12 protein-coding genes are annotated in these 14,493 nt (G+C 60.7%); 6 read left to right on the plus strand and 6 right to left on the minus strand.

Going from position 1 to position 14,493, the window contains the following annotated elements:
* Window positions 1-115: 115 nt before the first annotated feature.
* Window positions 116-832 carry a phosphatidylcholine synthase gene (pcsA, locus tag BFW87_RS23930; RefSeq protein WP_078742181.1) on the minus strand — a complete coding sequence of 239 codons (717 nt, stop codon included), beginning with the start codon at window positions 830-832 and terminating at the stop codon, window positions 116-118.
* Between the two features lie 149 nt (window positions 833-981).
* Window positions 982-1,896: a class I SAM-dependent methyltransferase gene (locus BFW87_RS23935; RefSeq protein ID WP_078742182.1), complete on the minus strand. Its 915-nt coding sequence runs from the start codon at window positions 1,894-1,896 to the stop codon at window positions 982-984.
* A 191-nt stretch (window positions 1,897-2,087) separates the two neighbouring features.
* Here BFW87_RS23935 and mdeB point away from each other — a divergent pair, with 191 nt between their 5' ends.
* The gene (gene mdeB / locus BFW87_RS23940; protein WP_078742183.1) at window positions 2,088-4,766 is read left to right on the plus strand and encodes an alpha-ketoglutarate dehydrogenase; all 2,679 of its coding nucleotides are present in this window, start codon (window positions 2,088-2,090) and stop codon (window positions 4,764-4,766) included.
* Between the two features lie 121 nt (window positions 4,767-4,887).
* On the opposite strand, the gene BFW87_RS23945 is transcribed toward mdeB, so the two are convergent.
* Entirely contained in the window at window positions 4,888-5,373 is a 486-nt protein-coding gene (locus BFW87_RS23945; RefSeq protein ID WP_078742184.1) for a DUF1289 domain-containing protein, read from the minus strand.
* 130 nt (window positions 5,374-5,503) lie between these two features.
* Complete coding sequence (locus BFW87_RS23950) at window positions 5,504-6,754, minus strand: ribonucleotide-diphosphate reductase subunit beta (protein ID WP_078742185.1); 1,251 nt, start codon at window positions 6,752-6,754, stop codon at window positions 5,504-5,506.
* A gap of 300 nt (window positions 6,755-7,054) precedes the next feature.
* On the opposite strand from BFW87_RS23950, the gene fae reads away from it, so the two are divergent.
* The 4 genes from fae (at window position 7,055) to BFW87_RS23970 (ending at window position 11,598) form a co-directional block, all read left to right on the plus strand.
* Window positions 7,055-7,567, plus strand: coding sequence for a formaldehyde-activating enzyme (gene fae, locus BFW87_RS23955; protein WP_078742186.1), 513 nt, complete (start codon window positions 7,055-7,057; stop codon window positions 7,565-7,567).
* A gap of 10 nt (window positions 7,568-7,577) precedes the next feature.
* Window positions 7,578-8,612 (plus strand): aldo/keto reductase, encoded by a 1,035-nt coding sequence (locus tag BFW87_RS23960; protein WP_078742187.1) that lies wholly within the window; start codon window positions 7,578-7,580, stop codon window positions 8,610-8,612.
* Window positions 8,609-10,042 (plus strand): NAD-dependent succinate-semialdehyde dehydrogenase, encoded by a 1,434-nt coding sequence (locus BFW87_RS23965; protein WP_078742188.1) that lies wholly within the window; start codon window positions 8,609-8,611, stop codon window positions 10,040-10,042. The genes BFW87_RS23960 and BFW87_RS23965 overlap by 4 nt, the downstream gene beginning before the upstream one ends.
* 179 nt (window positions 10,043-10,221) lie before the next feature.
* Entirely contained in the window at window positions 10,222-11,598 is a 1,377-nt protein-coding gene (locus tag BFW87_RS23970; protein ID WP_078742189.1) for an MFS transporter, read from the plus strand.
* On the opposite strand, the gene BFW87_RS23975 is transcribed toward BFW87_RS23970, so the two are convergent.
* Window positions 11,545-12,420: a LysR substrate-binding domain-containing protein gene (locus tag BFW87_RS23975; protein WP_078742190.1), complete on the minus strand. Its 876-nt coding sequence runs from the start codon at window positions 12,418-12,420 to the stop codon at window positions 11,545-11,547. The genes BFW87_RS23970 and BFW87_RS23975 overlap by 54 nt on opposite strands.
* Window positions 12,421-12,651: 231 nt before the next feature.
* Complete coding sequence (locus BFW87_RS23980; RefSeq protein ID WP_078742191.1) at window positions 12,652-13,878, minus strand: hypothetical protein; 1,227 nt, start codon at window positions 13,876-13,878, stop codon at window positions 12,652-12,654.
* Window positions 13,879-14,220: 342 nt separating this feature from the next.
* Between BFW87_RS23980 and BFW87_RS23985 the strand changes: the two genes are divergently transcribed.
* The gene (locus BFW87_RS23985) at window positions 14,221-14,451 is read left to right on the plus strand and encodes a hypothetical protein (protein ID WP_078742192.1); all 231 of its coding nucleotides are present in this window, start codon (window positions 14,221-14,223) and stop codon (window positions 14,449-14,451) included.
* Window positions 14,452-14,493: the final 42 nt, after the last annotated feature.

The following is a 14,493-nucleotide window of genomic DNA, read 5'->3' on the forward strand; positions in this document are numbered from 1 at the left end:
CCGAGTGGTGGGGCAAGAGCCTTTTGGTTACTTTTGGGCTCTTTTCAAAAGTGACCCGCCGTAAGGGCGGAACCCTAAGCGGCCATCACCCAAATACCGGATATACCCAAAAAAATCAGCGGCGACTATCGAGCCACTCCAGCCCCGTACGCCAAACACAAATCCCCAGAAAGTAAGCCGACATCACCGACCACAACCCAAACGTCCAGGGATTCGTATTCGGATAATCCACCACCATCAAAAAGCTGCACAGCAACCAAATCGTCGTCACCGCAATATTCAACGGCATAAACCGCTTCACCCGAAACGGATGCAAAAACTTCATCGGCGTCACGGTCAGCAGCGCCAGCCCGATCACTGTTGCCAACGTGACCCAGGCTTCCGGCTGGATGATGTACACGCACAGCGCCACCACGTTCCAGGCGGCCGGGAAGCCGACGAAGTAGTTGTCCTTGCTCTTCATGTTCACATTGCAGAAGCAGAACAACGAAGACACCAGAATCACCGATACGGTAAACAGGTGGGTAAATTCAGGCAGGTCGATATAGCGGTAGATAAACAACGCGGGAATAAACACGTACGTCAGGTAATCAATCACCAGGTCCAGCACCGAGCCATCAAAACTCGGCAATACCGTGCTGACGTTCACCCGTCGCGCCAGGGAGCCGTCGACGCCATCGACCACCAGCGCCAGGCCCAGCCACAGCAGGCAGGCCTTGGGCGAGTTTTCCAGCAGCGCCAGGGTTGCCAGAAAGGCCAGCACCACGCCGGTGGCGGTAAAGCCGTGGGCGCCCCAGGCTTTGAGTCTGGCTACATGCAGGGTCGATATCACGGGCGGCTCTCCAAAAAGTGAAACAGGGCAGCCGACAGCGTAACGCCGTCGAGTCTGGCCGGGGAATGCAGGTATCGACCGGGAAGGGGGTCAGAAGGTTCACCACCCCGGTGTATCACTTAGCGTAGCAAGCGTAGGACGTTTCGGCATCAGCCCTGACGGAACACCAGCGCCTTCAACCCGCTTTGGGGGTCAATATCCGGAAATTCCGGCGGGTTTTCCAACCTTTCCACAAAATGCAGGCCCGGTGCTTCGCGGGTTACGCCGTCGATCAGGAAGTCTTCGCCGAAGGCCGGGTCGTTCATGCACGCCAACACCGTGCCTTGCTCCGTGAGCAAGTCCGGCAGACGGCGTAGCACGCGCTGGTAGTCTTTGGTCAGCAGGAAGCTGCCTTTCTGGAAGGAAGGCGGGTCAATGATCACTAAATCATAAGGGCCGCTGCTGGTGACCTTCGCCCAGGACTTGAACAGGTCGTGGCCGAGAAAGCTGACTTTGCTCAGGTCGTGACCGTTCAGGCGATGGTTGTCACGGCCCCGGCTGAGGGCGCCACGGGCCATGTCCAGGTTCACCACGTGGTCGGCGCCACCTTCGATGGCGGCCACGGAAAACCCGCAGGTGTAGGCAAACAGGTTGAGTACGCGCTGACCCTTGGCCTGCTCGCGCACCCAGTTGCGGCCGTAGCGCATGTCGAGGAACAGCCCGCTGTTCTGTTTTTTACCCAGGTCGATCAAATACCGCAGGCCGCCTTCGGTGATGGTCCGCTCGTCGATGACTTCACCCACCAGCCATTCGGTGGTGCTTTGCGGCAGGTAGCGATGCTGCAGGGCGACGGTGTACGCGCCGAATTGGCTTTGCAGCAACTGTTTCAGGGCTTCCAGCGGCGCGGCTTCGGGCTCTTTGAACAGCGAGACCAGTATCACGCCCTCCAGCCAGTCCACTGTCAGTTGCTCCAGGCCCGGCCAGCAGCGGCCACGGCCATGGAACAGGCGGCGGGTTTCAACCGGCGGGCTGGCCAGGGCGCTGAGCAAGTGGGCGTGCAAGGTAGCAAGTGCGTCTGGGTTCATCGTTAAACGTCAGTCATTAAGCGGGCGGCATTTTAAACACAGTTGCGCGTGTTGTGGGCGTCGAAGCACAACGTGCTGGTGAGGAGACGTTTTGCAGTGATTCATGCTCAAATTCATGAAAACTGCGCCTGATATCAGGCAAAAAATCCTTTGGCGCCGCCATAAACTGGAAAAAAAGCCCGGAGGTGCCCATGAACGGTTTTGCGAGTGCAGTGAATCAGACGGCAATGGATCAGGAAGAGCTCGACGAGTGGCGCGACGCCCTGGCCTCGCTGGTGGCCAACGCGGGGCCGGCGCGGGCGCGGCAAATCCTCGACCTGCTGGCCCGCGAAGGCAGCGCGCCGCACATCGACTGGAAACCCCTCCACGGCACGCCCTATATCAATAGCATCAGCGTCGAGCAGCAGCCGAGCTTTCCCGGCGACCTCGCCACCGAAGAGCGCCTGGCCTCGCTGGTGCGCTGGAACGCCCTGGCCATGGTGGTGCGCGCCAATCAGGCGTATGGCGAACTCGGTGGGCATATCGCCAGCTACGCCAGTGCGGCGGATTTGTTTGAAGTCGGTTTCAACCATTTTTTCCGTGCGCGCAACGACAGTTTTGGCGGCGATCTGGTGTTCTACCAGCCGCATTCGGCGCCGGGCATCTATGCACGGGCGTTTCTCGAAGGGCGCCTGAGCGAGACAGACCTCTCCCACTATCGCCAGGAAATCGGCGGGCCTCAGGCTGGCGCGCGTGGGCTCTCCAGTTACCCGCACCCGTGGCTGATGCCGGACTTTTGGCAGTTCCCCACCGGTTCCATGGGCATTGGCCCGATCAGCTCGATTTTCCAGGCGCGCTTTATGCGCTACCTGCAACACCGCCACTTGCAGGACACCAGCGACCGCCACGTCTGGGGCGTGTTCGGCGACGGTGAAATGGACGAGCCAGAAAGCATGTCGGCCCTGACCCTGGCCGCCCGCGAAGGCCTGGACAACCTGACCTGGGTGGTCAACTGCAACCTGCAACGCCTCGATGGCCCGGTGCGTGGCAACGGGCGGATTATCGATGAACTGGAAGCGTTGTTCGCCGGGGCGGGGTGGAACGTGATCAAGCTGGTGTGGGGCTCGGACTGGGATGCCTTGCTGGCCAAAGACGTCGACGGTTCGCTGGTGACGACCTTGTCGAATACCGTGGACGGGCAATTCCAGACCTTCGCCGCCAAGGACGGTGCCTACAACCGCGAACACTTTTTCGGCCAAAACCCGTCCCTGGCCAAATTGGTCGAGGGCATGAGCGATGAGCAGATCGACCGTCTCAAGCGCGGTGGCCACGACATGGTCAAGATCCACGCGGCCTACCACGCTGCGCGGCGGGTCAAGGGCAAGCCCACGGTGATTCTGGCCCAGACCAAGAAGGGCTTCGGCATGGGCGAGGCCGGGCAGGGCAAGATGACCACCCACCAGCAGAAGAAGCTGGATCGCGACGCGTTGATCGCCTTCCGCAACCGTTTCCAATTGCCGCTGACGGATGAGCAAACCGAGTCGCTGAGCTTCTTCAAACCGGCGGACGACAGCCTTGAATTGCGTTACCTGCACCAGCGGCGCAGCGCGCTGGGCGGTTATGTGCCGAGCCGAAGCCAAGTCGCTGCGCCCGTCAGCGTGCCGTCGGTCGAGGGTTACGCCGGATTCGCCACCTTGGCGGCGGGCAAGGAAATGTCCACGACCATGGCCTTTGTGCGCATGCTCACCAACCTCCTCAAGGACAAGGCCCTCGGCCCGCGCATCGTGCCCATCGTCGCCGACGAGGCGCGTACCTTCGGCATGGCCAACCTGTTCAAGCAGATCGGCATCTATTCCAGCGTCGGCCAGCGTTACGAGCCGGAAGACATCGGCTCGATCCTCAGCTACCGCGAAGCCACCGACGGGCAGATTCTGGAAGAGGGCATCAGCGAGGCCAGCGCCATCAGCTCCTGGGTCGCGGCCGCTACCAGTTACTCGGTGCACGGCCTGCGCATGCTGCCGTTCTACATCTATTACTCGATGTTCGGCTTCCAGCGTGTCGGCGACCTGATCTGGGCCGCCGCCGACCAACGCGCCCGTGGTTTCCTGCTCGGCGCCACGGCGGGGCGCACCACCCTCGGCGGCGAAGGCCTGCAGCACCAGGACGGCAGCAGCCACCTCACAGCCGCCACGGTGCCGAATTGCCGGGCGTACGATCCAGCGTTTGCGGGGGAATTCGCGGTGATCCTCGACCACGGCATGCGTCAGATGCTGGAACACGATGTGGACGAGTTCTATTACGTGACCCTGATGAACGAAAACTACCCGCAGCCAAGCCTGCCCGAGGGCGTGGAAGCGGCGATTATCAAGGGGATGTATCGCCTGGAAGGCGCGGCCGACGCCAAGGTGCGCCTGCTCGGTTCCGGCACGCTGCTGCGTGAGGCGCAGGCGGCAGCGCAATTGTTGGCCGAGGATTGGCAAGTGGCGAGCGAGGTCTTCAGTGTCACCAGTTACAGCGAACTGGCACGGGATGCGCGCGAGGTGGAGCGCTGGAATCGTCTGCACCCGCAGGCGCCGGCGCGGGTCAGCCATGTGAATGCTTGCTTGCCCAAAGGCGCGCCTGTCGTTGCCGTGTCTGACTATGTGCGGGCGGTGCCGCAGATGATTGGCTCGTACCTGGATTCCAGCTACACGGTACTGGGCACCGACGGGTTTGGGCGCAGTGATACGCGGGCGGCGTTAAGGGATTTCTTTGAGGTGGACCGGCATCACCTTGTGCTGGCGGCGCTGACGGCGTTGGTGGAGCAGGGGAGTTTGGCGCGGGAGGTGTGCCAGCAGGCGATTGAGCGTTATAGCCTGCAACCGGAGCGAGAGCCATCCTGGATCTCCTGACCGATGGAGATCAACTGTGGGAGCTGGCTTGCCTGCGATAGCGGTGTATCAGCCAAACACTGGCTGACTGACACTCCGCTATCGCAGGCAAGCCAGCTCCCACACTGTTTTGTGGTGTGGCTTACAAGGTGGCAATCAGGGCTGGCCCAAACGCTTCCTTCAGAAAGCCCGGTGCGATGTACCGCTCGTAATGTGCTTCGGAAAGCAGAAAAAACTCGCGGTCAATCGCATCGCGCAAGTCCGCCAGATGGCGCTCGCGAAACTCCGGCTGTAACACCAAGCCATAGGCATCTAGCCTGGAGATCACCCGCGCGCCCCGGGCAATCAACTGGTAGGCCCAGCAATACGGCGATTGGTGCGGCACAAAACGGATCTTGCGGCTTTCCAGTTGCTGACGCAGCAGGTGCGGGTCAAACACTTCGAGCTTGCTGGCCATCACCTGCACCAGCAATTGCTCCAGGCGCAGCCACACCGCCTGTTTTTCCTCGGCGTTGTAGCCGTTCCACTGGATGACTTCGTGGTGATAGCGCTTGCAGCCGCGGCACACGAGGTCCCCGTAGACGGTGGAACACAGGCCGACGCAGGGTGTTTTGATTTGGTTAGGCATAAGTCAATTTTTGCCGGATTAATGTGGGAGCTGGCTTGCCTGCGATAGCATCACCTCTGCATGACTGGCATACCGAGATGCCCGCATCGCAGGCAAGCCAGCTCCCACATAAGCCTCACATTGATTTGAATCAGTCCCAGCTCAGCGCGCCGCCGGTCTGGTATTCGATCACACGGGTTTCGAAGAAGTTTTTCTCTTTCTTCAAGTCCATGATCTCGCTCATCCACGGGAACGGGTTAGTCGTCCCTGGATACTCTTCTTTAAGACCAATCTGCGACAAACGACGGTTCGCGATGAACTTGAGGTAATCCTCCATCATCGCCGCATTCATGCCTAACACGCCGCGAGGCATAGTATCGCGAGCGTACTCGATCTCCAGCTGCGTCCCCTGCAAAATCATCTGTGTCGCTTCTTCCTTCATCTCGGCATCCCACAAATGCGGGTTTTCGATTTTGATCTGGTTGATCACATCGATACCGAAGTTCAGGTGCATCGACTCATCGCGCAGGATGTACTGAAACTGCTCCGCCACGCCGGTCATTTTGTTGCGACGGCCCATCGACAGGATCTGAGTAAAACCGCAGTAGAAGAAGATGCCTTCCAGTACGCAGTAGTAGGCGACCAGGTTGCGCAGCAGTTCCTTGTCGGTGTCGACGGTACCGGTTTCAAACTTGGGATCGGAGATCGAACGGGTGTACTTCAAGCCCCAAGCGGCCTTTTTAGCGACCGACGGAATCTCGTGGTACATGTTGAAGATTTCGCCTTCATCCATGGCCAGCGATTCGATGCAGTACTGGTACGCGTGGGTGTGGATCGCTTCTTCGAAGGCCTGGCGCAGGATGTACTGGCGGCATTCCGGGTTGGTAATCAGGCGGTACACGGCCAGCACGAGGTTGTTGGCGACCAGGGAGTCGGCGGTGGAGAAGAAGCCGAGGTTGCGCATGACGATGCGGCGTTCGTCGTCGGTCAGGCCTTCGGGGTTTTTCCACAGGGCGATGTCGGCGGTCATGTTGACCTCTTGCGGCATCCAGTGGTTGGCGCAGCCGTCGAGGTATTTTTGCCAGGCCCAGTCGTACTTGAAGGGCACGAGTTGGTTGAGGTCGGCGCGGCAGTTGATCATGCGCTTTTCGTCAACGGCGACGCGGGCGGAGGCGCCTTCGAGTTCGGCGAGGCCTTCGGCGACGTCGAGGCTGTCGAGGGCGGCTTTGGCGCGCACGATGGCGGCGGAGTCACTGGCGGTGACGGCGCGGGCTTCGATGGCGGCGGCGGCGCCGGCACCGTCGAGGCGGTCCATGTTGGCTTCGGTGGCGTGGCCGGCGTTGGCGCCTTTGATCACCGCTGCACCGGTGTCTTCGTTGTCGACTTCATCCCAACTCAGCATTGAAATTCTCCTTCCTGGTACTCGAAAAATAGGTGATTTGCAGGCTTCAAGGCATTGAAATACTGCGCATAATGTGGTCGGTAAATACCGATACTGCACACTATGTAGTGGTCTGTTCTGTTTGTGGGCACACTATATGGGGTGTAACAAAGTTGGTCAACGCACAAGACCGACCCGGTCGTCGCAGGGGGTATGAGAAAAACTCACAGCCCCATGACTTTTAATGGTTACGGCCGCTTCAAAGGCCAGTGCTAAAAAATCGCAAACAAGCTCCCCATAACAACAAAGAGCGTTTGCGAAATGAAAGCACTTGATCTGTACATCGGCGAAGGCTTTGAAGGCCCAGGCGTCAATGCTGCCCACATCAATATCCTCATCGGCCCACGCAACGGCCCGGCTGGCCAGGCGTTCGCCAACAGCCTCGCGTCGCCAAGCCAGGGCCACTGCCCTTTCATGGTGATTGCCCAGCCGAATATCCCGGTCAAACCCATGACCCTTTACGTCAACAAGGCCGAAATCAGCAGCGACCTGCACGGCAATGCCACGTGGGGCGCGTCCCAGGCCGGTATCGCCAAGGCGGTACTGGAAGCCTTGCTCGACGGCACCCTGCCACCGGAAGCCGAAGACGAGTGGGCCATCGTCACCGCCAACTGGGTCAACCCGGGCTGCGATGACCTCGACACCGTTTACCTGAACAACTACAACGCCTGCCGCACCGCGATCCGCGCCGCCCTGACCGGCACGCCGTACACCGCGCAACTGGCGGACGTGGTCAACCACATCAGCAACCCTTTCTACACGCCCAAGGCCTGAGGAGAATCCCATGCAATACACACGTTTGGGCAACTCCGGCCTGCAAGTCTCGCGTCTGTGCCTGGGCACCATGAACATGGGCACCCCGGACTGGAAACCGTGGATCTTCGACGAAAAGCAAAGTGAGCCGATCGTCGCCCACGCCTTGGACAATGGCGTCAACTTTATCGACCTGGCCGACTTCTACTCGGCAGGCGTCGGCGAAGAAGTGGTGGGGCGCATCCTCAAGCGCGTGGCGCGGCGTGAAGACATTGTGGTCACCACCAAGGTCGGCTATGGCACCCGCAGCGGCATCAACGCCAGCGGCCATTCGCGCAAGCACATCATGGACAGCATCGACGCGTCCCTGAGCCGCTTGGGCATGGATTATGTCGATGTGTTCATGCTGCATTACTTTGACGTGAACACGCCGGTCGAGGAAACCATGAGCGCGATGAACGACATCGTGCGCTCCGGCAAGGCCCGCTACATCGGTGTGTCGACGATGCTCACCGGTCAGCTCGCCAAGATCCTCATGGCCTGCGAGCGCAATGGCTGGGTCAAGCCGATCAATATGCAGCTGCAACTGAACTGCGCCTACCGTGAAGAAGAGCGCGAGATGATCCCGTTCTGCCGTGATCAGGGCCTCGGTGTCTCGGTGTTCAGCCCGTTGGCCCGTGGCCTGCTCACGGGGGAAGTGCAATCAACGCGCAACCAGACCGACTTCTTTACCCAGCAGATGTACAGCGATCAGGCGTCATTCGACATCGCCCACTCGGTGCAACGCGTCGCCCGCGCCCGTGGCGTGTCGAACGCGCAAATCGCCCAGGCCTGGGTCGCCAACCACCCTGGCGTCGACGTGATGCTGGTGGGGGCCGACACCACGGCGCAGTTCGATAGCGCACTGGCCGCTTTGGACACCCAACTGGACGCCGAAGAGCTCCATGAGCTGGAACGCAACTACACCCCGTGCGACGTGATCAACGATTACACCGCCGGCAAGCGCATCCTGCGTGCGGCCCGCCCGGGCCTGGACCGTTTCAACCTGATCGAGGCCGTGGCATGAACCCGCTGATCCGTACTGGCAACTACATCGATGGCCAATGGTCCAGCGGTGGGCCGACTTATCCCGTCACCAACCCGGCCAATGGCGCACTGATCGTTGATGTTCAACGCGCCGCTGCCGAAGAGACGGACCTGGCCATCGACGCCGCCAACCGTGCTTTGCCGGCCTGGCGCAAGCTCACCGCCAAGGAGCGCAGCCAGCGCCTCAAGCGCTGGAGCGAGCTGATGCTCAGCAATCAGAAGGATCTGGCGCACCTGCTCAGCCTGGAGCAGGGCAAACCCCTCGCCGAAGCCATGGGTGAAGTGGTCTACGCCGCGAGCTTTCTGGAGTGGTTCGGCGAAGAAGCCAAACGCGCCTATGGCGACGTGATCCCGAGCCACAAGGCGGATGCGCGCATCATCGTGGTAAAAGAGGCCATCGGCGTGGTCGCAGCGATCACCCCGTGGAACTTCCCGCTGGCCATGGTCACCCGCAAGGTCGGCCCGGCGCTGGCGGCGGGTTGCACGATGATTCTCAAACCGTCGGAAGAAACCCCGTTGTCGGCCTTCGCCCTGGCGGTGCTGGCCGAACAGGCGGGTATTCCGGCCGGCGTGTTCAACATCGTCTCCGGCGACGCCGTGGCCATCGGCGGCGCGCTGCAAGCCTCCAGCGTGGTGCGCAAACTGTCGTTCACCGGCTCCACGCGCACCGGCAAACTGCTGATGCGCCAGGCGGCCGACACCCTGAAAAAAGTCTCGCTGGAACTGGGCGGCAACGCGCCGTTCATTGTGTTCGACGACGCTGACCTGGACGCCGCCGTCAAAGGCGCCATGGCCTCCAAGTTCCGCAACACCGGGCAGACCTGTGTGTGTGTCAACCGCTTCTTTATTCAGGACGGCGTTTACGACGCGTTCACCCGCAAGCTGGCCGAAGCGGTCAGCGCCATGCGCGTCGGCAGTGCGCTGGAAGGCGAAACCGAACAAGGCCCCCTGATCAACGCGGCGGCCTTGGCGAAGGTCGAAGCCCATGTCGGCGACGCGCTGGAGAAGGGCGCCAAGCTGCTGTGCGGCGGCCGTCGTCATGCGCTGGGCGGGACCTTTTTCGAGCCGACCATTCTGACCGAAGCCCACGGCGAGATGTTGATCGCCCAGGAAGAAACCTTCGGCCCGGTGGCGGCGTGCTTCCGTTTCAACGATGAGGCCGAGGTGCTCGCGCGCGCCAATGACACGCCGTTCGGGTTGTCCGCCTACTTCTACAGCCGCGATATCGGCCGTGTGTGGCGCATGGCCGAAGGCCTGGAAGCGGGGATGGTGGGGATCAACGAAGGGATCATCTCCACGGAAGTCGCGCCGTTTGGCGGGATCAAGGAATCGGGGTTGGGCCGTGAAGGTTCCAAGTACGGGCTGGATGATTACCTGGAGATCAAATACCTGCTAATGGGCGGTCTGTAACCCATTTTCTCAAACGACAAAGATCCAATGTGGGAGCTGGCTTGCCTGCGATAGCGGCCTGCCAGCCACCCATTTTTACCTGACCCACCGCTATCGCAGGCAAGCCAGCTCCCACAAAGAGCACCACAAGGCCCAAGCCCGCTGTTACTCCGTCAAGAAAAACAATATGGAGAACACCCATGACCGCTCAACCCGTCAATATCGATGACCTGCCCATCGGCCGTTTCCACCTGAAAATCGCCGGCCTCACCTTTGGCGCGCATTTCACCGACGGCTATATCCTCGGCCTCATCGGTATCGCCTTCACCCTGCTCAGCCCGCAAATGCACCTGGATGCCTTCTGGCAAGGCTTGATCGGCGCTTCGGCCCTGATCGGCCTGTTCCTCGGCAGCCTGTTTTTCGGCTGGATCTCCGACACCCTCGGCCGGCAGAAAATCTTCCTGGTCAGCTTTGTGCTGATCACCGTGGCCTCGGTGATGCAGTTTTACGCCGAAACCGCCATGGGCCTGCTGCTGTGCCGCATCCTGATCGGCATTGGCCTGGGTGGCGACTTCAGCGTCGGCCACGCCATGCTCGCCGAGTTCTCGCCGAAGAAGCATCGCGGCGTGCTGCTCGGCTCGTTCAGCGTGATCTGGACCTTCGGCTACGTGGCCGCGACCTTTGTCGGCACCGCGATGCTCAGCCTCGGTGACGACGCCTGGCGCTGGATGCTGGCGTCTTCGGCGATTCCGGCCGGGTTGATCCTGATCGCGCGCATCGGCACCCCGGAATCCCCGCGCTGGCTGGTCAATCGTGGGCGCATCGCCGAGGCCCGTGCCATCGTCAAGAAGCATCTGGGCGAGCACGTGGTGCTGGATGAAGAGCCGACCACGCAAACCCGTTCGGGCTACGGCGTGCTGTTCAGCCGCGAGTACCGCAAACGCACCGCGTTCAACTGCCTGTTCTTCGTGTGCATCGTGATGCCGTACTTCGCCATCTACACCTTCTTGCCGTCGATCCTGCAGAAGATGGGCTTGTCCCAGGGTTTCGGCACTGAACTGCTGCTGAATATGCTGTTGATCGTCGGCGCGCTGATCGGTATCTGGTGCACGGTGAAGTTTTCGCGTCGGGGCTTTTTGATCAACTCGTTCATCATTCTCGCGGCGGCGTTGTTCCTGCTGGCGGTGTTGCCGGGGAGCCTGGCGTGGTTGATGGTGATGGCGTTCGGCGTGTTCACGCTGGTGTTGTCGGCAGTTAGCAACCTGGTGGGCGTGTTCCCGGCAGAAAGCTTCCCTACCGAAGTGCGCGCCAGCGGCATCGGCCTGGCGACGGCGGTGAGCCGTTTGGGTTCGGCGGTCAGCACCTTTCTGTTGCCGGTGAGTGTGGCGGGCATTGGGTTGAGCCCGACCATGGGCATTCTGGCGGCCATTCTGGTGTTCGGCGCGATTATCTCCTGGGCCTGGGCGCCGGAGACCAAGGCGTTGACGTTGAGTGAGGCGTGCAAAGCCGAGGCACCACCGGTGTCAGGGATTGCTGACCTGGCCCAGCCACTGCGTAAACAGCCGAACCTTGGATAAACCCTGCTTGTCCGTCGCTACATCCAGCCAATAACCGTACGGGCCGATCACTTCTACAGGCGTGATCGGCAGCAGGCTGCCATTGGCCAGCTCGCGTTCGATCATCTGTCGGTCGATCACCGCCAAGCCGCCGCCTGCCAGGGCGGTGTGGATCACTTGGTCCAGGGTGCTGAATTCCAGGCCCTGGTCCGCATCGATATCGTCCCGGCCCATGGCCGCCAGCCAGTTTTCCCAGACCTTCAAGCGCTTGCCTTCGTGCAGGATATGCAGCAGCGGTGAGCGGCGCAGGTCCGGTGGCTGGCCGCCTTCGAACAGCTCCGGGCTGGCCACGGCGATGTGCCGTTCCATCACCAGTAATTCACTGCTGCAATGGGTTGCGGGTTCGAGGCCGAAGCGGATCTGGCAGTCGATTTCCGCCAGGCTCGCGTGGCTGTTCTGGTGGGTGACGCTGAGGTTGATGTCCGGGTAGCGCTCGCAAAAGCGCCGCAAGTGCGCCGACAACCAGCGTGTCGCCCACGTCGGCGGGGCAACGATGCGCAGGCGCTGGCGCAAGTTGGGCACGCGCACGGCCTGCAGGGCGCGTTCGATATGGTCGAAGGCGTCGCTCAGGTGCGGCGAGAGGGCGAAGCCGGCTTCGGTCAGGGACAAGCCTTGGGGCGTGCGAATGAACAAGGCGACGCCGAGGTAGTCTTCCAGTTGTTTGATCTGGCGGCTGACTGCGCCCTGGGTGACGTTGAGGTCTGCGGCGGCTTTGTTGAAGCTGCGGTGGCGGGCGACTTCTTCGAAGACGCGGAGCATGGTGAGGGCAGGGAGCTGGCGCATCAAAAGGCTTCCACACGTGTTGTTTTTATAGTGTTTTTACGGGCCTCTTCGCGAGAGAGCCGACTGCCACAGGGGAATGCATTTCACCTGTGGCAGCGGGCTCCAATTTATCATGGTAACCGTTTGAAAATGACGTTGATTCAGTCGCGTTTGGCAAATGCCTTGGGTGGGATGAGCCACCCCCAATGGGCATGCGAAAAATCAATTCCCTCGGTATGGGTATGTCGGTCGTTACAGCAATGCCTGAGACGAGTTATTCGACTGATTCGGGTCCGCAATGTCCTGCGCCAAATTCTCCCCTGCGTTTTTACCGATCTCCTTACCGATGGCCTGGGCTCCGGTCCTTACCGCCTGGCTTACCGCCGTGGAGCCGGCTTCTGCGCCGGCTTCTACGCCGACGTCGATCGCTGCCGTGGCGCCCACTTCTGCTGCGGCTTCGCCCACAAACAGCGCCGGGGCGGCGACTTCGCCGACGCCAGGGATGAGTGCTACAGCCAGAGGTGCAAGGGTTTCTGCAACGGTGCCCAGGTTTTTACCGGCATCGGTAATGTCGTGGCCAAGCCCTGAGGCGGCGCTGTGGGCGTTGTGGAACTTGTTGCTGGCGCCGGACTTGTTGCCGGTGATTGCATCACCAATACCTTCCACGCCATTGACGACCATCGAGCCGAAGTTTTTGAGGCCGTTACCAATGTCTTTGCCAATGTTGACCACGGCATGGCCGAAGTTTTCAAAACCGGTTTTCATGGCCTTGCCAAACTTCTCGAAACCTTCCTTGATGGAGTTACCGACGTTCTGGATGCCGCTGGCGGTTTGGCCGTTGGGGCCTACGGTGTGGTCACCTTTGGGCAGTTGGCTCGGTACTCGTCCGTGCAGCAGGTAGTCCTGCAAGTCGCCGCCTTCGGAACCATGCCCGAAGCCTTGTTTGGTCCAACCACCGATCTTGCCGCTGGTGATCACGCTGTCCGGTTTGGGGCTGCCGTCGGAGTTGGTTTCGTTCTTCACTGCGGTCAGGACTTTGTAAGCCCGCCACGCCGCGTTCGGGTCGTTCTTGATGTCGCCGTTGACGTTCGGGTCCTTGGCCAACAAATCCGGGAGTTTGCCCTTGCCCTGCAGGTTCTGGTCGCCCAGGTTGTCGAGCAATCCCTTGCTGAGCTTGCCGATATCGGCAGCGGTCATTCCTGGAGGGGCTTGCTCATCGGGCGTCGGGAGCTGTGTGTTTTTGCCGGCAAGCGTGGCTTTGAGCTGCGCATCGTCGCTTGAGGATGCATCGGGCGTCGCCGTCTGTGCAGACGCGGGCGCAGTGGGCAGCGTAGCAGTGGTGGCGGAACCGCCCCAGGCGGGCCCGGTGTTGCCGGTGGTGGTGGGTGTGCCCGGCGTGAGTGGAGAGCTGCCCAGCGCGTTGGGGTCTTTGACCGTGCCGATGGTCAGGCGCGGTAAAAATGACAAGATATTGTTCACACAGATCACTCCTCAGTTCAGCCACCCGGCTGGCGGCGGCTTTAGTTCGTGCCTAGGGCCAGGCACTGGCATTCAGCGCTGGAGAGTTCTATGTGGGAGATTGTTGGCCCGGGTTCCCGATTTATGTACGAAAGAGGTGCCTGTGTGGTCAGAAAAACCAATGCCTCTTTGAAGAGCCTTGCGTCGTTGTATCCGTTGCGCTGCTGAAACCGTCGCCAAACCCTGCTTTTGATCCGCTAATCCATCCTGGCCCATTTAATTCTGCAAACGGACGCCGTTGCGTTGGAACCCAAGTCTGTCCTGTGACACTCAGTAACACTATTTTTTGTGAGAGCGTTCGCCATGGCCATTCTCGATTCTCTGCAACGTCGCCTGGACAGTGGTTTCAATCGCAACATGCGCAGTTTCGATGACACTGCTTTGGACGGCATGGACCAACCAGACTCGTCGCCTCAGGACATGATGGCGTTCAACGAAGCGATGATGAAAGTTGCCAGCTCCAGCACGGCGGCCAGTGAGGAAATGCAGATGAAACATAACCTCACCAAGTCAATTATCGACGGGGCCCAGTGAGCGTGGCGCTCGGTGACTTCCATCACGCAATCCAGTCGTGGT

Origin of the sequence: Pseudomonas fluorescens, assembly GCF_002022275.1 — a bacterium.
Lineage (GTDB): Bacteria > Pseudomonadota > Gammaproteobacteria > Pseudomonadales > Pseudomonadaceae > Aquipseudomonas > Aquipseudomonas fluorescens_AJ.

What these genes read in the sequence shown, in the direction of transcription:
- BFW87_RS23935 (WP_078742182.1), bottom strand. Translation starts at nt 1,896, where the DNA reads ATGAACCCAGACGCACTTGCTACCTTGCACGCCCACTTGCTCAGCGCC.
- mdeB (WP_078742183.1), top strand. Translation starts at nt 2,088, where the DNA reads ATGAACGGTTTTGCGAGTGCAGTGAATCAGACGGCAATGGATCAGGAA.
- BFW87_RS23945 (WP_078742184.1), bottom strand. Translation starts at nt 5,373, where the DNA reads ATGCCTAACCAAATCAAAACACCCTGCGTCGGCCTGTGTTCCACCGTC.
- BFW87_RS23950 (WP_078742185.1), bottom strand. Translation starts at nt 6,754, where the DNA reads ATGCTGAGTTGGGATGAAGTCGACAACGAAGACACCGGTGCAGCGGTG.
- fae (WP_078742186.1), top strand. Translation starts at nt 7,055, where the DNA reads ATGAAAGCACTTGATCTGTACATCGGCGAAGGCTTTGAAGGCCCAGGC.
- BFW87_RS23960 (WP_078742187.1), top strand. Translation starts at nt 7,578, where the DNA reads ATGCAATACACACGTTTGGGCAACTCCGGCCTGCAAGTCTCGCGTCTG.
- BFW87_RS23965 (WP_078742188.1), top strand. Translation starts at nt 8,609, where the DNA reads ATGAACCCGCTGATCCGTACTGGCAACTACATCGATGGCCAATGGTCC.
- BFW87_RS23970 (WP_078742189.1), top strand. Translation starts at nt 10,222, where the DNA reads ATGACCGCTCAACCCGTCAATATCGATGACCTGCCCATCGGCCGTTTC.
- BFW87_RS23975 (WP_078742190.1), bottom strand. Translation starts at nt 12,420, where the DNA reads ATGCGCCAGCTCCCTGCCCTCACCATGCTCCGCGTCTTCGAAGAAGTC.
- BFW87_RS23985 (WP_078742192.1), top strand. Translation starts at nt 14,221, where the DNA reads ATGGCCATTCTCGATTCTCTGCAACGTCGCCTGGACAGTGGTTTCAAT.